This is a genomic window from Leptolyngbya sp. UWPOB_LEPTO1 (assembly GCF_017302695.1).
In the GTDB taxonomy this organism is placed as follows: Bacteria; Cyanobacteriota; Cyanobacteriia; order Leptolyngbyales; family Leptolyngbyaceae; genus Leptolyngbya; species Leptolyngbya boryana.
Map to the genome: position 1 here is coordinate 95,291 of NZ_JAFLCJ010000012.1, position 17,026 is coordinate 112,316.

Annotated in this window: 18 protein-coding genes; 2 read left to right on the top strand and 16 right to left on the bottom strand. The window is 46.6% G+C overall.

Annotation, left to right across the window (positions count from 1 at the left end; genetic code table 11):
• Nucleotides 1–113: 113 nt before the first annotated feature.
• The 3 genes from J0L70_RS18505 to J0L70_RS18515 form a co-directional block, all read right to left on the bottom strand.
• On the bottom strand, nt 114–764 hold the full coding sequence (locus J0L70_RS18505; protein ID WP_287455506.1) for a TVP38/TMEM64 family protein: 651 nt from the start codon (nt 762–764) through the stop codon (nt 114–116).
• A gap of 74 nt (nt 765–838) precedes the next feature.
• Complete coding sequence (locus tag J0L70_RS18510) at nt 839–1,723, bottom strand: D-alanyl-D-alanine carboxypeptidase (RefSeq protein WP_017288148.1); 885 nt, start codon at nt 1,721–1,723, stop codon at nt 839–841.
• Between the two features lie 182 nt (nt 1,724–1,905).
• Nucleotides 1,906–2,802, bottom strand: coding sequence for an alpha/beta fold hydrolase (locus J0L70_RS18515; protein ID WP_017288147.1), 897 nt, complete (start codon nt 2,800–2,802; stop codon nt 1,906–1,908).
• A gap of 180 nt (nt 2,803–2,982) precedes the next feature.
• Here J0L70_RS18515 and J0L70_RS18520 point away from each other — a divergent pair, with 180 nt between their 5' ends.
• Entirely contained in the window at nt 2,983–5,748 is a 2,766-nt protein-coding gene (locus J0L70_RS18520; RefSeq protein WP_287455507.1) for a M16 family metallopeptidase, read from the top strand.
• Nucleotides 5,749–5,784: 36 nt separating this feature from the next.
• Here the strand turns inward: J0L70_RS18520 and J0L70_RS18525 are convergent, their stop codons facing one another.
• The 10 genes from J0L70_RS18525 to hisG form a co-directional block, all read right to left on the bottom strand.
• Nucleotides 5,785–6,492 carry a DevA family ABC transporter ATP-binding protein gene (locus tag J0L70_RS18525; RefSeq protein WP_287455508.1) on the bottom strand — a complete coding sequence of 236 codons (708 nt, stop codon included), beginning with the start codon at nt 6,490–6,492 and terminating at the stop codon, nt 5,785–5,787.
• A complete protein-coding gene (gene devC / locus J0L70_RS18530) occupies nt 6,492–7,643 on the bottom strand; it encodes an ABC transporter permease DevC (protein WP_287455509.1) in 1,152 nt (383 codons plus the stop codon). The genes J0L70_RS18525 and devC overlap by 1 nt, the downstream gene beginning before the upstream one ends.
• Before the next feature lie 11 nt (nt 7,644–7,654).
• Entirely contained in the window at nt 7,655–7,855 is a 201-nt protein-coding gene (locus J0L70_RS18535) for a hypothetical protein (RefSeq protein ID WP_017288143.1), read from the bottom strand.
• Nucleotides 7,852–8,214, bottom strand: a complete 363-nt coding sequence (locus J0L70_RS18540; RefSeq protein ID WP_017288142.1) for a DUF5367 family protein — start codon at nt 8,212–8,214, stop codon at nt 7,852–7,854. Before J0L70_RS18540 ends, J0L70_RS18535 begins: the two co-directional genes overlap by 4 nt.
• 35 nt (nt 8,215–8,249) lie before the next feature.
• Complete coding sequence (locus J0L70_RS18545; protein ID WP_287455510.1) at nt 8,250–9,158, bottom strand: sigma-70 family RNA polymerase sigma factor; 909 nt, start codon at nt 9,156–9,158, stop codon at nt 8,250–8,252.
• A 4-nt stretch (nt 9,159–9,162) separates the two neighbouring features.
• Nucleotides 9,163–9,780: a GNAT family N-acetyltransferase gene (locus tag J0L70_RS18550; protein ID WP_017288140.1), complete on the bottom strand. Its 618-nt coding sequence runs from the start codon at nt 9,778–9,780 to the stop codon at nt 9,163–9,165.
• A 33-nt stretch (nt 9,781–9,813) separates the two neighbouring features.
• Nucleotides 9,814–10,986: an ABC exporter membrane fusion protein gene (locus tag J0L70_RS18555; RefSeq protein WP_287455511.1), complete on the bottom strand. Its 1,173-nt coding sequence runs from the start codon at nt 10,984–10,986 to the stop codon at nt 9,814–9,816.
• Nucleotides 10,983–11,564, bottom strand: coding sequence for a TetR/AcrR family transcriptional regulator (locus J0L70_RS18560; protein ID WP_017288138.1), 582 nt, complete (start codon nt 11,562–11,564; stop codon nt 10,983–10,985). Before J0L70_RS18560 ends, J0L70_RS18555 begins: the two co-directional genes overlap by 4 nt.
• 225 nt (nt 11,565–11,789) lie before the next feature.
• Entirely contained in the window at nt 11,790–13,586 is a 1,797-nt protein-coding gene (locus J0L70_RS18565) for an ABC transporter ATP-binding protein (RefSeq protein WP_268184599.1), read from the bottom strand.
• Complete coding sequence (hisG, locus tag J0L70_RS18570; protein ID WP_190652302.1) at nt 13,583–14,227, bottom strand: ATP phosphoribosyltransferase; 645 nt, start codon at nt 14,225–14,227, stop codon at nt 13,583–13,585. The genes J0L70_RS18565 and hisG overlap by 4 nt, the downstream gene beginning before the upstream one ends.
• 86 nt (nt 14,228–14,313) lie before the next feature.
• Between hisG and rppA the strand changes: the two genes are divergently transcribed.
• Nucleotides 14,314–14,994: a two-component system response regulator RppA gene (gene rppA / locus J0L70_RS18575; protein ID WP_287455512.1), complete on the top strand. Its 681-nt coding sequence runs from the start codon at nt 14,314–14,316 to the stop codon at nt 14,992–14,994.
• 9 nt (nt 14,995–15,003) lie between these two features.
• Here the strand turns inward: rppA and J0L70_RS18580 are convergent, their stop codons facing one another.
• The 3 genes from J0L70_RS18580 to J0L70_RS18590 form a co-directional block, all read right to left on the bottom strand.
• Nucleotides 15,004–15,594, bottom strand: coding sequence for a Uma2 family endonuclease (locus tag J0L70_RS18580; protein WP_287455513.1), 591 nt, complete (start codon nt 15,592–15,594; stop codon nt 15,004–15,006).
• A gap of 102 nt (nt 15,595–15,696) precedes the next feature.
• Complete coding sequence (locus tag J0L70_RS18585; protein WP_017288133.1) at nt 15,697–16,287, bottom strand: Uma2 family endonuclease; 591 nt, start codon at nt 16,285–16,287, stop codon at nt 15,697–15,699.
• A gap of 88 nt (nt 16,288–16,375) precedes the next feature.
• Nucleotides 16,376–16,969, bottom strand: coding sequence for a Uma2 family endonuclease (locus J0L70_RS18590; protein WP_287455514.1), 594 nt, complete (start codon nt 16,967–16,969; stop codon nt 16,376–16,378).
• Between the last annotated feature and the right edge of the window lie 57 nt (nt 16,970–17,026).

A 17,026-nucleotide genomic window follows, 5' to 3' on the forward strand; every position in this document is an offset into this window, starting at 1 on the left:
GGTGGGGAGTAGCAACTATCATTTCAGATCTTCACCCTATTCTCCTGACCTGAATCTTTAAAGTTTCGAGCAGCTACAGAACTCCAAGTTGTGTCAAGCCTGGAGTTCTTTTCTTATTCTGCCGATGAACTGTCTGCTTGCCGATTCAAAAGTGCAGTGACGACCGCGAGTGCAAAGCAACTGATAACTGCGATGCCGATTACTGCTTGACCGCCATCAAATAATCCTGCACCCAAAGCAACTGTTGGAGGCTTGGCAACAATCAAGCTCAGACCCAAAGATGCTAGGAATTTTTTCCATCGCATCTGAGTTAAGCCAATCCCATACGCGACAAAATCAAAACCACCGCCCATCATAAAGCCCGTAGCTAAGAAGAAATTCTTCTCTAGATGCTTTTGGCTAAACCGATCGACGCGCTCCATAAATTTTGCGCCCACCAGCTTTTGGACAAGAGATCGACCATAGCGACGTGCTAGGTAAAAATTCATTACACAAGCAAGGAGATCGGCGACAACGATCGTCGCTAACCCAACTCCAAATCCAAACAGACCGCCAGCGAGCAGCGCATACAACGTCCCTGGAAGAATCGGAATCACGATACTGACAAATCGCAGTCCGAGTAAAACAATCGGACTCCATACGCCAAAGCGTTGAACTTCTGTTCGGAGTTGATCGACACCAATTTGATTGATTCCCCAAATCATTCCAGCAATGAGGAGAACAATCAAGGAGAATTTCAAGATTTTAGCGATCGTATGCGGCATAGTTTGAGAGAAGTTTGTGCGAGCACCTGATCAATAGGATCTCACACAATACACCTCAGCACGGAATTCGCAGGCTAATCACAGCGATCGACTTGAGCCGTTTTCAGCACGATTTGGTCGATTGCTTGGACGAGGACTTGTCCTGACTGCCCAGGTTGATTGACCACAATACTCAGCGCGATCGTGCCATAGTTCGGGTTGTCTAAATATCCAGACAATGCCCTGACTCCCCGCAAGGTTCCAGTCTTGCCATGAAATTGACCTTGAACGGGAGTATTGCGAAAGCGATTTTGGAGTGTTCCATTCACTCCGGCAACGGCTAAAGATCGATAAAATAGTCCACTTGAATCATTCGTAAACATCCCTTCCAAGAGAGCAACGAGAGCAGATGGCGTTGCCCGATTATTGCGAGAGAGTCCCGAACCATCAACTTGCGCATAGCTCTGGGCATTCACTCCTAGCAGTTCTAATGCATTTCTGATGGCAGCTTGTCCTCCAATACGACGGCGCAGCGCATCTGCTCGATTGTTATCGCTATAGCGATTGACCTCAGTCACCCAGTTACTAAAAGACGGTATCGTTTGAGGATTGTTGGTGCTAGCAATTTTCAGCGCGGCAGCGGTCGTCAGCAATTTGACATTCGAGGCAGGAATAAGTGAACTATTCGGATTGTACTGGTAGAGAATTGCAGGCGTTTCGATCGGCTTAATCAGAATGCCCCAGCGAGCATTGCGAAATCTTGGATTTTTCACAATAGCGTCGATCGCAGATTCTAAATTGCTTCGGCAGAATCTAGAAGTTGATCGCACCGCAAAATTTAATGGTGCATCGGACAACGAAGTTTGGGCAGTGGCAACTTCAGACTGGCTCCAGACTCCCAGACTAATACTGACAGCTAAAGCAGTGTTTTTGATTACTTTTTGAATTCGAGTCAGGGCTTTTTCTTCGGATCTTTGCATCTTGCTCACGTAGCTTTTACTTAAATTCTTCGTAACAAAATCACTCCCACCGCGGAGCAATATATCACAAGAATCGCAGCTACTATCACTTTGATCAAAGAATAAACGTTGCCCATTTCGCCTAGCTTGCGAGAATCTGAGCCTTGAGCAGACAGTTGAGAACTATTTCTGCTTGGTTGAACTTACGATCGCAAAATACGACGAATATGAGCCTCGACAACATCCGTTTTTTCCAACATCGATAAATGTCCACAATCGGCAATCTCTAGCACATTGTCCGCATCGCTGCCAAATCGCGGATGAAAACTAGCAAGATGACGAACATATTTCGGCTCCATCACTGTATCCTTCGTCCCTGCCACAAAATAGACAGGCTGTGATAGGCGTGCTACAACTTGCGGCAATCGATGCACCTCGGCTTCTGTCGTCGAATCGAGCAACGTGCCAACAGCAGCGTCTGGATCAGCCTTGACAAAATCAATCAACCGCTGGCGACCCCACGATCGATCAATCGCCTGCACCACATTTGCGCGCGTGAATACTAAATCTAATCCCGGTAACTGTGGCAACCATTTTGGACGAAATTTGACCATTTGCTGCCCGGCGGATCGAAACCGCTCAAAGGCTTCTTTCAAATAAATTCCGCCCCCTGAATTCAAGCAAATCACGCCTTGAACCTGTTCCGGCATTTGATCCGCCGCCCACAGTGCCACACATCCTCCTAACGAATGCCCGATCAACCATGCCTTGGAAATCTGCAACTCTCTGAGCAACATGCCCAGATCTCTGGCATACGATAAGAGGCTGTATTGGGTCACCCTCGCCTGTACTGCAACAGCCAGGTTTCCAGACGATTGAGCCTCTGGCAAGATGACGCGATCTCGACCAGGCTGAGACTCACCGAAACCCCGCAAATCATAAGACAGACATTGATAATCGACTGACAGTTGATCAATCAAGGGTTGCCAATAATTTCGGCTGAGCATCCAGCCGTGAATAAAAACTAGCGTTTCGGGATGGGAAGTCGGAGCCGTCAAGTCATAGACATGCGACACTCCAGAAATAAGTTTGGTAGACATCATTTCATCCTACCCTAAACTATGTATCTCCCAAATGTAAGCCAGAACACGATCGCCATTCACAAATTGCATCAGTCGATCTAAATAAAGACACGCTAAAGTAAGTGGAACTTACCTGGTCAGATCAGGTCTAAATTTCACAAGCCGAATTTTTTCTGTCGGCGCTTTACTCATTAACTTATGTCTTTTCTGAAATTCTTTCGACATCATCGCCTTTTTAGTGGGCTGTTTACACTTTGCCTCGGCATCGTTCTGCTTTCTAATTCAGTCTACTTTGGCAAATTAGAGGCGTGGGCGAGTTCTCCTGCGATCGTTGCCATGACGACGACCGATGAAGTTCGTAAGACAGTCCTCGACAATGGCTTGACCGTGTTGACGAAAGAAGTTCCGACGGCTCCTGTGGTAACCGTGCAAGTTTGGTATCGCATTGGCTCACGAGATGAAGCAACAGGTGTAAATGGGATTGCACATCAATTAGAACATTTGATGTTTAAAGGAACGAGCGATCGACCGATTCAATTCGGTCGCCTGTTCAATGCCTTGGGCAGTCAATCGAATGCGTTTACGAGCTACGATCAGACTGCATATTTCGGAACCGTTGAGCGGGACAAATTGCGATCGCTGCTAGTGCTCGAAGCGGATCGGATGCAGAATGCTTTGATCACCGCAGATTCGCTGACCAGTGAAAAGCGAGTGGTCATTTCAGAATTGCAAGGTAACGAAAATAGCCCGAACTATCGATTAAGTCGAGCGGTGATGCGGGCTGCTTTCCCAAATTCTCCTTATGGACTGCCTGTGGGCGGTACAAAAGCAGATGTCGAAAAGTTTAGCATCGAACAAGTTCGTAGTTACTACAGCAATTACTACAGCCCTGAGAATGCAACTGTAATCATTGTCGGTGACTTCAAAACAGAGCCGACTTTGCAAGCGGTCAAAGACTCCTTTGGCAAAGTTCCGAAAAAAGAAAAGCAACCTGTTCAGCAACAAGCTCAGCCTGTTGCAAAACCTGTAAAACCAGCCCAACCGATTGTGCTTCGCGAACCGGGTAGCGCGCCCTTGTTGAACTCAGTCTATCCTTTACCCAAAGCAACCCATCCCGATGTACCTGCATTGCATGTGTTGGATTTAGTCTTGACTCAGGGTCGGAGTTCTCGACTGTATCAGGCATTGGTTGAAACGGGCTTGGTCAGCGGGTTTAGCGGTTATCCAGCGAATATGATTTCGGGGGGATGGTACGACCTTTCTGCAACTGCTGCGCCGGATCAAGATTTGAATAAAATCAGCGCCGAGATCGAGAAAGTACTATCTAATGTGCGATCGCAAGGCGTCACCCAAGAAGAACTGACCCGCGCTAAGACGCAGTTAAAGTCTTCAATTCTGCTCAAAAATCGCGATATTACTCGCCAAGCCTTTCAGCTTGGGGATGATCAGACGACGACAGGCGATTACAAATATACCGATCGCTTTTTAGCCGCCGTCGATCGTGTATCTGCAGCTGATCTGCAACGTGTTGCTAAAACATATTTCGCCCCTGAAAAATCGACGATTGGCTTTTTTCAACCGACAACGATTGATGCAAAAGCAGGAAATGCAGCGAATTCAGGTCAGACGACTGAGAAATTTAACCTAGGTGCGCCTGTTGATCCGGCTCAAGTTGCCAAGTATTTGCCTGCCGTGCAAAAGAGCGATCGCACCACGCAAGCGCTACCAGAACGCTATGTCTTGCCGAATGGATTGCGCGTGCTATTGATGCGAGATAGCAGTACTCCAACCGTTTCGCTCGCTGCTTCTATGCAAGCAGGTTCCGAATTTGACTCAAGTACCAAAGCGGGAATCGCCAAGCTGACTGCTGATAACTTAACGAATGGAACCCAGACCAAAGATGCGCTAACGTTAGCGAAAACGCTAGAAGATCGAGGCATTGAGCTTGGAATTGAAACCAATCGTGAGAGCGTGTTAGTCAACGCAAGCGCACTCAGCGAACATCTCCCGGTTTTAGTTCAAACGTTGGCAGACGTTGCCCAAAATGCAACATTTCCCGATCGAGAACTTGAACTGGCTCGAAATCGCGCGCTTTCGGCGCTCAAAGTTCAACTGGACAATCCAGCAGTTCTAGCTCGTCGCGTCTTTCAGCAGGCGGTCTATCCCGAAAATCATCCGTTCCACAGTTTCCCAACCGAAACGAGTCTAAAAGCAATTCAGCGCCAAGATGTCTTGAACTTCTACCAAACACACTATCGACCCGATCGAATGATTCTGTCTTTAGTGGGTGACTTCGATCTCGCGGATGTGAAAACCCTAGTTGAGAAAGAACTGGGCGGATGGAAAGCTTCTGGAGCCGCACCAGCTTTGACCTATCCACCCTTGCCTACTCCTAGCTCTGTCGTGCGTCGTTATGCGCCGATTCCGGGTAAGACACAATCTGTCACGCTGATTGGATCAGCCGGAATCGATCGACGAGATGCACGATTCTACAATGCCTCGATTGTGAATCAGGTACTAGGAGGCGATACGCTATCGAGCCGTTTAGGGGCTGAGGTGCGCGATCGACAAGGATTAACTTATGGAATTTACAGTTACTTCCAAGCGGGAAATCGTCCGGGTCCATTTGTGATTTCGATGCAGACTGCTCCAGAAGATGCAGATAAAGCGATCGCAAGTACGGTGAAGCTCTTAGAGCAAGTTCGAGAAAAGGGAGTCAGTACAGTTGAGGTATTGACTGCTCAGCGATCGATCACCAGTAGCTATCCGGTTGATTTAGCGAATCCGGATCAGCTTGCCAGTGAAATTTTGATGAATGAGACTTATGGCTTAAACCCGGCTGAGTTGCGTCAATTTCCGAATCAAATCGAATCGGTGACGCAAGCTCAGGTCAATCAGGCTGCTCAAGAACTGATTCGACCAGAGCAATTGATCATTGTGACCGCCGGACCACCAAAGTCATAAGATACTTGATCCGTTGGGGTGCGATCGCATTTGACGTTACTTTACGGCAGCGATCGCACTTTTTCCATCACTGACCAATCGCCCGTCTTCCATATAAACAATGCGATCCGCGATATCTAAAATCCGATTGTCATGGGTTACTAATAAAATCGTGCAATGCTGCTCTTTTGCGAGCTTCTGCATGAGTTCAACGACATCTCGACCCGATTGTTTATCGAGTGCAGCAGTCGGTTCGTCTGCGAGAACAATTTTAGGGTGACTAATTAAAGCTCGCGCGATCGCAACTCGCTGTTTCTGACCTCCAGAGAGTCCATCTGGATAGTAATCTGCTCGATGCCCAAGTCCAACAGCTTCGAGCATTGACACTGCCATTGCATCTAGATCTTGATTGAGATAGCGAGCGTGCAGTTCCAGCGACATTCTGACATTCTGCTTTGCGGTTAAGAATGTCATTAAATTGTGTGCCTGGAAGATATAGCCGATATTTTTACGAAGCTGGGTCAGTTGTTGCTTGGTCGCGCCTCGAATTTCTTGATCCAGAATCGTTAAGCTTCCTTCCTGAGCCGATCGCAATCCACCTAAGAGCGTTAGTAGCGTTGTTTTCCCAGAGCCAGAAGGTCCCGTCATAATCACGATCTCGCCTGCATGAATATTCAGACTGACATCGAATAAGACTTGTTTTCTCAATTGACCTTGACCAAAGTAATGGTTGAGATTTTGAACAGAAATAACAGGTTGCATCATTAGAAAATATCCGCAGGATCAGCAGCTTGAAGTTTTCGCATGGCGATCGCGCCCGAAATCGAGCACATCACAACAGTTAGAACAAAGACCGTAATGGCTCGATTTGCTGTCATTGCGATCGGTAACAACGTTGCAGCATAAGTAATTTGATAAAGTCCAACTGCAACCGCAAAGCCTGGAATAAAGCCAAGAACTGCTAAAATTAGAGCTTCTTGCAGCAGAATATTCAGAAGAAAGCGATCGCTATATCCCATTGCTTTTAACGTGGCATACTCAGGCAGGTGATTTGCAACATCTGTGTAGAGAATCTGATAAACAATCACAGTGCCAACAATGAATCCAACAATCACACCAATTCCAAAAATAAAGCCAATTGTTCCTTGGCTTTCCCAGTAATTGCGTTCAATGCCTGCAAACTCTTCAGGCGTGAGAACTTTTACATCTGGCAGACTTGCACTGAGTTGAGCTTGAACGGCTTTGACATCTGAGTTCGGTTTGAGTTGAATCAGCCCAATGTCGATGTTGCTCGCTTGGCGATCGCGGTACAGCCTCAAGAAAGTTGAATCGCTCATGAACACATTGCCATCAGCAGTAAAAGATGCGCCCATCGTGACCAGTCCACTGACATTGATCAATTGTTGATTCAATTCCGTTGAGACACTACCTTGTTTTTGAAACGTATCTGCGATCGCGCCAAATTCAGGACGACCTACTCGATCAAAGACCACATTGTTGAGTAACTTCAGCGGTTCTAAATTCTCTTGCAATCCGGAGAGCTTAAAACTCGGTGCATCCGGTTCAATCCCCCAAATGAGAATGCTTCGAGTTAAGCGAGTTTCAGGATTTTTCCACTGTCCCATCGCAATTCGGATAGAACTCACTGATTGAACGCGATCGCTACTTTTCGTCTGATAAAGGCGTTCGCGAGAAAAAGGTGTAAATGCTGCTAAGCTCTTGAATCTTGGATCAATGATCACCAAATCTGCTTGCAACATGCGATGCGGCACAGTAGCGCTATCGTAGAGCGAATCTTGAAAGCCGAGTTGCATAAACATCAGCATGTCAGCAAACCCGATTCCCGCGATCGCGACGACTAAGCGGGCTTTCTCTTTCATCAACTGGAACCATGCCAGCGGTGTTTTACGAGCCATATCAAGCTTCCTTAGTACGGTGGATAACGAATCAAATCGTCCAGCAAATCATAGATAGGGAGTAGATTGAGTTTTGCGATCGCCATCATCCAGCGGGATTGTCCTCGGGGGCAGCCTCGAATTGCTCGGTAACTCGATCGCATCAAAGTCAACCACGGCGAAAGCTTCAAGCGCAAAAAACGTCCCCAGACTAAAAGAAATTTGCTGTTCATTGCTCAGGTAAAAAACCAGTAACTAGAATGGATGTATATCCCCATAGCATCAGTCCTGCAAATAGAATGTTTGCATTTGGATCAATGTTTGGGAAGACCGTTGGAAACCATAAAATACTTCCAACATCTAGTAGCATTCCCGGTAGAGCAATCAGCAATGCAGTTTTCGGTCGATCAATGGATTTGACTTGCTGCCAGAGATAAACGCTAGTAACAACAATCAGCATTACTAGACTGGTAGCGAGAAATAAACCGATCGAGAGTACAAGATTCGTCGGATCGAGTAGAAATTGACCGATTAGACGAAACGCGATCGTGGCAGTCAACCAGATGAAAACTCCAATCCCTAGAAATTGCATCAGAAATACTCCAGATTTGAATTCACGTTGAACTTTTAGACCGCAACATATTCCTGCAATCGCACCTTATACTGCTGCAAAGTCTTCATTGCTGCTTTCTCTAACAAGCGAACCGTTTCTCGACTACAATTCATCTTCCGGCTCGCTTGAGATAAGCTCAGAGCTTCCCCATCTTCTAATCCAAATCTCAAGGTCAGTACCTGACGCTGATTAGACGGTAGCAACCCGATTAAATTGAGCAAATCTTCTCGAAGCAACGATCTCGTTACGCTCTCCTCTGGCATTTCTCCTGCATCGGGCAATAGCTCACCTAGCTTTGTCTCCTGATCCTGTCCGATTGGCACATCCAAAGACATCGATCTTCGCACGGCAAGCAACGCATCTCGAATCTCTGTTGGAGTAAAAGAAAGCGCCTGAGCAATTTCTGGAATGGTTGCAGTTCTACCTAGAGTCTGTGAAAGCGATCTTTGAGTTTTACGAATCAGATTCAGCTTCTCGCTTAGGTGAGTTGGAATCCGAATTGAACGGCTTTTGAGTGCGATCGCTCGACTCATCGCTTGGCGAATCCACCAATACGCATAGGTCGAAAATCGATAGCCTTTCGCGGGATCAAACTTCTCGACACTGCGCTGTAAGCCGAGATTTCCCTCCTGGATCAAATCTGAAAGCTCTAGATTCCGGTTCTGATATTGCTGCGCAATTGAAACCACTAAGCGTAGATTCGCTTCGATCATTTTGCGCTTTGCTCGTTCTCCAAGCGCAATCTCACGTTGTAACTCCTCAGAGGATAGGTTTGCTGCTTGTTGCCATTGTTCAAGCGTCGGCTGTCGAATCTCATAGAGCTTTTGTAGGCGTTGAACCTGCCGACCGAGTTCGATTTCTTGTGCTGGAGTCAGACGCGGAATTCGCCCAATCTCATCGAAGTAAAGTTTGATCATGTCCATCGCTCTAGCCTCCTTGTGGGCTACGTTTCATTGCCCAGTATTCACGACCCGCAAAGGTTCCCTGATGAACAATCTCAAATCCATGCCGCTGATAGAATCGCACTGCGCCTGTTGTCGAAGTTTCCAAATAGCAAGGCAATTTTGTACGATCGGCTTCTTGAAGTACGGGTTGGAGTAGCTTTCCACCAATTCCTTGCCCCTGATATGCTGGCGATACTCCGAGCAGAGTTAAGTGCCAGTGTGGCTCTGAAGCATTCTTGGTCTGTAATTGGATCTCTGTTCCCACAAAAGAAAGTAAATCCCCAATTCGATCCCAACGGATATAGAACGGAACAGTGATCAATCCTGATACCACTGCCTGCCACCCCTTCGACAAAGTAAACTGAGAAGCTTCTGGGGGCAGCCAAACTGCAGCCCCTTTTGGCGTTTCAGCAGTTGTATAAATTTGATTGTAAGGCTGACCATAGTTCAACAAAGCGCGAGCCATGTGCTTGAGGGCATTTAACCTAGCAGATGCTTCTTCGGGTAAGAAGTAACCGATGAGCGGATCTTGATTAAATGCTGCTGAAAGCTGATCCGATGCGATCGCAAAATCTGAAGGCTTTAGTTTAACAATGTCCATCTCTCACTCCTTAAATCGAACGTTCGTTATCCATTAGTTCAGCAGAATCGAAGTCTGAACTTGTAAATTCGTCAGGCTGGAAACTTTTCGGCTTGCTACTGGATTTAGGCGAATTTTCACATCAATCACTCGTCGATCGAGGTTTTCTCCTGGCTGGTTACTAAAGACTTGCTGCTGATTCACCTGCAATCCAATCTCTGAAACTGTTCCCTGTAGCTCTCCTTCAAATGCTTGTCCAGTAATCGTCGCTCGCTGTCCAACTTTCACATTGGCAATGTCACTTTGATACACTTCAGCTACAGCCACCATTTGATCATTCTGAGCTAAATCTGCAATCCCAGATTCGCTAATTTTTTCACCTGCACGAGTATGAATTTTGAGAATCTGTCCTGCCATCGGTGCGCGAATGTAAGCTTGTTCGAGTTCAGTTTCAGCTCGTTTTACAGCAGCGATCGCGCTATTTACTTCAGTTGCAACCGTCTGAACATCGACCGGACGAACTTCTGCAATCCGATTCAACGTTGCTCTTGCTTCACTTAACTGTGCTTCGAGCGAATTTGCAGTTTGATTCTGTTTGACTTGAGCTTGTCTGAGTTGTGATTGAGCAGTATCGAGTGCAAGGCGTTTACTATCTAAGTTAGAAGCCGAGATCGCACCTTGTTTGTAGAGTGAATTAAAGCGATCGAACTCAGCTTGAGCCGTTCTTACTTCAGATTGCCAACGATTAATCTCTGCTGTTTGAGCCGCAATTTCACCTTGACGATCGGCTTGGAGTCGTTCAATCGTTGCTTGCTGCGCTTCAATCTCTCCAGTCTTTGCGCCTGCTCGAACTTGAGCAAGTTTCGCCTGTGCGACCTGAACTTGTTCGCGAGCTTGTAAGAGTGCATCCTGCAATCGATCCCGCGAGTCTAAAACAGCGATTACTTGACCTTTCTGAACCCGATCGCCTTGTTTTACGAATAGCTCAGAAATGCGATCGCCATCTAACGAGATCGGAGCCGACAATCGAATCACTTCAGAGCCAGGTTCTAGTCGTCCCAACGCAGCAATTCGGGTCACAGTCGGAGCGGTTTCAGCAGGTTGTATTGCAGGCTTAGGACTGAATTGAGAGACGACATAAAACGATGTTCCACCTGTGATCAAGGTTGCGATCGCAATGCCGCTCCAGAGACGATTTTTCGGTTTCAGAAAGAGATCCAGACTCATGATGTTTTCGGTTTGTGTTTCTCTAAGTACAGCGTTAGCATTTCAGCAAGTAATTTTGCTTGAGCTTGGTAATCAATCTTGCGATGCCCGTAAAGGTCTTGGAGCAATAATCCATCGACTAAGCTCATCATAAAAATCAGAATCTGTGGATCATCAATTCCAAGCATTGCAGACATCGTTTTTTCAGCTTGATCACAGATTCTTCTGAAGACTTCACTGACTTCTTTTCCCTCTCGTTTCTGATGTTGGTAAAAATCTGTCATCAGCAATGTCTGTTTCAGAAAGTAGTCTCGATGCTCCTCAAACAGTGCAAAACCTGCTTGAGTCTGTTCGACTAGGTTTTTGCCTTTTAATCGAGTCGAAAAATTGAGAATATCCACCTCAGTCAGTTCTTGGATTAATTGCTCAAACAATGCCTCCTTACTCGGAAAGTAGTGATACAGCGTTCCAGTCGAAACTCCTAAGCCTTGGGCGATCTGCCGCATCGTAATCGCGGCGTATCCTTTCTCAGCAAACAGATCAAACGATTTAAAAATCAGTTCCTTGCGATAGCGATCGTGGTCAACAATTTTCGGCATACAGGCGAATTGGGATATCGAATGATCGATATATTCTATCGTCTAACCGTAAGAGGAACCTTGATGGAAACTGAGTCATGGATTTATATCGAACGCTTGTTATAAATTCTGCCCCATAAATTTCGGTTTGTAAACCCTTTTTGGAAAAAAGCGATCGTGCAACAGTTCTAGCAGAGCTAACCATGTTCTCCGCTAAAACTGTTGCTGTTCTAAAAAAGAGGAATACTAACTCTCAAGCATTTGCAAATGATAGAGACTGGCGTAGAGTCCGCCGAGATTCAGCAGTTCCTCGTGGGTTCCAGATTCGATTAACTGTCCCCGCTTGAGTACGAGAATACGATCGACATTGCGAATCGTTGAAAGCCTGTGCGCAATAATAATCGCCGTCCGATTTTCTAGCAGATGTTCTAATGCCTCTTGAATCAGAGCTTCTGTGCCCACATCTAAGCTGGCGGTAGCTTCATCTAAAACCAGAATTTTCGGATCGCGAATTGCTGCGCGCGCAAAGGCTAGAAGTTGTTTCTGTCCACCAGAAAGGTTTGTGCCGCGTTCTCGCAGCGCAGTATTGTAGCCTTGCGGCAATTGTTCGATTAAGCGATCGACATTTGTTCGTTCAGCAGCAGAGCGAATTTGCTCAAAGCTATACGACTCACCCAAAGTAATGTTGCTTTTGACATCGCCAGCAAAGATGAAACCATCTTGCAAAATAATCGCCATACGACGACGCAGTTCTGCTTGAGGCAAGTCTCGAATATCCACCCCATCGAGTAGAATTCTGCCGCTCGTCGGTTCGTATAGACGGCTGAGTAACCGAATGATCGAACTCTTTCCGGCTCCAGTCGGGCCTACTAAAGCAACTTGTTCGCCTGGGCGAATCGTAAAATCGAGATTGTGTAAAACGAATTCATCTGCTTTGTAAGCAAACGAGACATTCTCGAAGCGAATCTCGCCCGCTTGCGAGGAAGGAGGAATCTGACCATTTGCTGGATCACGAATCTCGATCGGCTCATTGAGAATTTCGCTGACTCGCTCGACTGCGGTAAAGCCAGCCTGAATCGCGGTAAATTTCTCCGCAAACTGCCGCAACGGGTCAAACAAGCGTTGAGCAAACAAGATGAACGTAGACAACACGCCAAAGTTCAAATTCCCGCCTGTGACCAGCCATCCCCCAACACCGAGCACACCTGCGATCGCCACAAGTGAAATCCATTCCAAAGTCGCCGATACCGCAGAATCGAAAAAGATAGTGCGATCGACTTCTTTGATGTAGCGCTGATTGACTTCCCGGAACAGTTGGCTATTAAACTGCTCTCGTCTGAACAACTGAACGACTCCAATCCCCGTAATGTTCTCTTGGAGCATCGAGTTGAGATCAGAGAGTTCCTCGCGGGCGCGATAGTTCGATTTGCGATACTGCTGCTGAAAGTAAACGATCAATCCTGTGACCGGAATCAGCATGAAAATGAGCAGTAACGCAAGCTGCCACTGAATCAGAAACATCGTCACCGTGATCGTCAGCATCGTGAACAAGTCACCGACAACCCCGATCGCTCCAGTCGAAAATACTTCGCCCAACGCTTCGACATCACTGGTTAAGCGGGTGATCAACTTGCCCACAGGAGTGCGATCGAAAAATCGCACCGCTAAAGAGGTCACATGATCAAACAAATCATTGCGAATGTTGGCGGTAATTCGCTGACCCACATTCTGCACAAGAAAGCCTTGAGACGCATCGAAAATCAATCGAAATACGATCGTCGTCAATAACAACATTGCCAATGCATTCAGCCCTTGACTCAGCGAGAGATCGCGCAAAAAGCCGAAGGGCGCATCAAATGCAGAAGGCTCGCGTTTGAGCAGAGAAACAGCTTTCCCGATCAAAATCGGCTGCACAGTACTTGCGATCGCAGATGGCACAAGAAATACCATCGACAACAGCAATAATTTCAGATTTCGACGAGCATACGGAGCGAGACGCAGAAATAAGCGCCAATCAGTCTCTTTAGAGCGAGAAGAATTCATACAGGAGATGCAATTTGGTGACGAATATTCTGGATATGCTGACTGATGTTATCGCTATCCAGGCGATAGCTGAGTGGATGAGCGATCAGACGAGCCGTGCTATGAAATAAGACATCGATTTCAATTAAGCCATTCTCACGCAGCGTATTTCCGGTTGCGACTAAATCTACGATCGCTTCTGACATGCCTGTAATTGGACCTAATTCCACAGATCCGTACAGTGGCACAATTTCAACAGGTAAATCTAAATTCTCAAAATATTCCCGTGCACAATGGACAAATTTAGAAGCGACTCGACCATGCAGGGGCAATTCTAACGACGATCGATAAGGACTTTCCGCTTTCACCGCCACCGACATTCGGCAACCACCAAATCCCAAATCAATCAGATGTGCAACATTAGGCGCTTTTTCCTTCAGCACGTCATAGCCAACGATGCCTAATTGCGCCTGCCCATATTCGACATAAACAGGCACATCTCCATTTCTGACCAAAAGCGCTTTAGCTGTGCCTGTAGGGTCAGTAATTTGAAGTTGTCGATTGCCGGATTCGAGGAATGCGCTAAAATCTAGCCCGATCGCTTTGAACAATCGAATGCTGTCTTTGAGGAGTGCGCCTTTCGGCAACGCGACGGTAAGCATGAAATCAACCCGCAAGAATGTCAGAATCTTATATTAGAGCAATCCGTTTTGAGTTGGAGCATTTGAGGTGGGGAGTAGGGAATTGCATGAAAATTCTGTTAGTCGATGATGAAATCGAAATGGCAAATCCCTTAAGCCGTTCCCTGCTGCGCGAAGGCTACGAAGTGGATGTCGCGTATGATGGCGATCACGGTCGGCAACTGGCGGGTCAGGGAGTTTACGATTTGCTGATTCTCGATTGGATGTTGCCCGGACATTCTGGACTGGAGATTTGCCAAAATTTGCGATCGCAAGGTGATATGACTCCGGTTTTGTTTCTCACGGCAAAAGATACGATCGACGATCGAGTTCAAGGGTTAGATGCAGGAGCCGACGATTACATTGTCAAACCGTTTGAACTGCGAGAATTACTGGCACGAGTGCGAGCACTGCTCCGCCGACCGACAAATATTGAGCCAACTGCTACGCCTCGATTGAAAGTAGACGATTTAGAATTAGACACTCAGAATCAAGTCGCTTATCGCAATGGCAGAGCGATCGAGCTTTCTGAAAAAGAGAGCCAACTGTTGGCATATTTAATGCGCCAGCCGAATCAACTTCTCACCCACGAACAGATTTCCCAGCATCTCTGGAGTGACAGCGAGAAACCAACCAGCAACGCTTTAGTTGCACAAATTCGTTTGCTCCGCAGAAAGATCGAAGCCAAAGGAGAAACATCGTTAATTACAACCGTATATGGCAAAGGGTATCGATTTGGCAGTGGATAGTTTGCTGATTTACATTCCTGCATTGAGCACCTGTTTTGCGGTGAGATCTAGCTCTGAGAAGGTAGGAGAAACGACGCGATCGGCTTCTTGAAAACAGCCAATTTCTTGATATTCATTCCCATTCAGCGCGAGTACGGTCACAGTACTGCGATTCGGATCGATGATCCAATATTCAGCAATTCCCCGTAGCGCATACTCTTTGCGTTTCTCAATGTAATCGCGATCGCGCGATCGTTGATCTTCTTCGCTGTTGGAGACAACTTCAACCACTAGCAAGGGCGGTGGCATCTCAGCTTGCAACACTCGACTTCCGCTCAAAATTGCAGAGACAGATTCTTCTGTATGCACAACTAGATCGGGCTGTCGTGCTGTTACTCTCGACGAACTAACAACAATTTGATGCCCAGTCGCCAAACGATAATGAGGAATACCCAATCTTACAAACGTCACAATCAGGAATACTGCGATCGTGTTGTTAATGGGCATCTCCGGCGGCATCTCGACTAATTCTCCATTCACTAACTCGTAACGGGTGTCCGTCCCGTCGTCATAGTCAAGATATTCCTTGATCGTTCTAAACCTCGGCCTGGCTTGGGTCATGGCTTCTCTCCTTCTAAGCCGATGATAACTTAAAGGCATTGCCTCACAACTTCCGTGAAGTTTGGTGTCTAGAATAGCAGCAGGTTAGGATTCGACTGAATCTCACATTCCAGCCTGTAAGATTTGTTTTGCAGTGATTTCTAGTGCTGGAAATACCGGAGAAACGATGCAATGATTATCTTGAAAACAGCCCATTTCTTGATATTCATCCCCATTCAGCGCGAGTACGGTCACAGCACTACGATTCGGATCGATGATCCAATATTCAGCAATTCCCCGCAGCGCATACTCTTTGCGTTTCTCAACGTAATCGCGATCGCGCGATCGTTTGTCTCCTTCGCTGTTAGAGACAACTTCAACCACTAGCAAGGGCGGCGGCATCTCAGCTTGCAACACTCGGCTTCCACTCAGAATCGCAGAAACAGATTCTTCTGTATGCACAACTAGATCGGGCTGTCGTGCTGTGACCTTAGTTGAACTTGTTACAACCTGATGACCAATCACCAATCGATAATGAGGAATTCCGATCCGTAAAAATGTCGCAAACAGAAAACTAACAATCAAATTGTTAATGGGCATTTCCGGCGGCATCTCGACTAATTCTCCATTCACTAACTCGTAACGGGTGTCCGTGCCGTCGTCATAGTCAAGATATTCCTCGATCGTTCTAAATCTCGGTTTAGCTTGGGTCATCGCTTTTTCCTCCTAAATTGAGGATCACTGAAAGGGATTGGAGCGTTATAGTTGCAAGGGTTGAGAGTATCTAAACATCGATTGCATCTTACATTCCAGCCTGTAAGATTTGTTTTGCAATAATTTGTAGTGCTGGAAATACTGGAGAAACGATGAAATTATTGTCTTGAAAACAGCCAATTTCTTGATACTCATTCCCATTCAGCGCAAGGACAGTCACAGTATTGCGATTCGGATCAATAATCCAATATTCAGCGATTTCTCGTAACGCATATTCTTTGCGTTTCTCAATGTAATCGCGATCGTAATTCTCGCTTCCAGGATTTCCCGGTGAAACAATCTCAACAACTAGCGTTGGAGATGGGATGTTCGATGTAATCACATCGCGATTTGCTCCATCTAGTGCATCTGCACAATCTTGCGATAGCACGACGAAATCAGGCTGTCTAGCTGTAACTTTGCGATTCGTTACCGTGATCTGCGTTCCGATCGCAAGCAACCTTGACGGCAAACCTAACCGAAGAAAGACTTCAAACAGAAAGGATGCAATCTGGCGGTTTAACCTACTTTCCGGCGGCATCTCGACTAATTCTCCATCAACTAACTCATAGCGGATGTCCGTGCCGTCGTCATAGTCAAGATATTCCTCGATCGTTCTAAATCTCGGCTTGGCTTGAGTCATCGCTTTTTCCTCCTGACCTGATGATAGCTTCGATCGAGCTTCTAAAATAAGTCATAG

Bases quoted from the DNA above. Each gene is read 5' to 3' on its own strand.
- J0L70_RS18520 (WP_287455507.1), top strand. From the start codon at position 2,983: ATGTCTTTTCTGAAATTCTTTCGACATCATCGCCTTTTTAGTGGGCTG.
- J0L70_RS18580 (WP_287455513.1), bottom strand. From the start codon at position 15,594: ATGACCCAAGCCAGGCCGAGGTTTAGAACGATCAAGGAATATCTTGAC.
- devC (WP_287455509.1), bottom strand. From the start codon at position 7,643: ATGGCTCGTAAAACACCGCTGGCATGGTTCCAGTTGATGAAAGAGAAA.
- J0L70_RS18515 (WP_017288147.1), bottom strand. From the start codon at position 2,802: ATGTCTACCAAACTTATTTCTGGAGTGTCGCATGTCTATGACTTGACG.
- J0L70_RS18540 (WP_017288142.1), bottom strand. From the start codon at position 8,214: ATGCAATTTCTAGGGATTGGAGTTTTCATCTGGTTGACTGCCACGATC.
- J0L70_RS18585 (WP_017288133.1), bottom strand. From the start codon at position 16,287: ATGACCCAAGCTAAACCGAGATTTAGAACGATCGAGGAATATCTTGAC.
- J0L70_RS18590 (WP_287455514.1), bottom strand. From the start codon at position 16,969: ATGACTCAAGCCAAGCCGAGATTTAGAACGATCGAGGAATATCTTGAC.
- J0L70_RS18560 (WP_017288138.1), bottom strand. From the start codon at position 11,564: ATGCCGAAAATTGTTGACCACGATCGCTATCGCAAGGAACTGATTTTT.
- J0L70_RS18535 (WP_017288143.1), bottom strand. From the start codon at position 7,855: ATGAACAGCAAATTTCTTTTAGTCTGGGGACGTTTTTTGCGCTTGAAG.
- J0L70_RS18545 (WP_287455510.1), bottom strand. From the start codon at position 9,158: ATGGACATGATCAAACTTTACTTCGATGAGATTGGGCGAATTCCGCGT.
- J0L70_RS18525 (WP_287455508.1), bottom strand. From the start codon at position 6,492: ATGATGCAACCTGTTATTTCTGTTCAAAATCTCAACCATTACTTTGGT.
- J0L70_RS18510 (WP_017288148.1), bottom strand. From the start codon at position 1,723: ATGCAAAGATCCGAAGAAAAAGCCCTGACTCGAATTCAAAAAGTAATC.
- J0L70_RS18565 (WP_268184599.1), bottom strand. From the start codon at position 13,586: ATGAATTCTTCTCGCTCTAAAGAGACTGATTGGCGCTTATTTCTGCGT.
- J0L70_RS18550 (WP_017288140.1), bottom strand. From the start codon at position 9,780: ATGGACATTGTTAAACTAAAGCCTTCAGATTTTGCGATCGCATCGGAT.
- J0L70_RS18555 (WP_287455511.1), bottom strand. From the start codon at position 10,986: ATGAGTCTGGATCTCTTTCTGAAACCGAAAAATCGTCTCTGGAGCGGC.
- rppA (WP_287455512.1), top strand. From the start codon at position 14,314: ATGAAAATTCTGTTAGTCGATGATGAAATCGAAATGGCAAATCCCTTA.
- J0L70_RS18505 (WP_287455506.1), bottom strand. From the start codon at position 764: ATGCCGCATACGATCGCTAAAATCTTGAAATTCTCCTTGATTGTTCTC.
- hisG (WP_190652302.1), bottom strand. From the start codon at position 14,227: ATGCTTACCGTCGCGTTGCCGAAAGGCGCACTCCTCAAAGACAGCATT.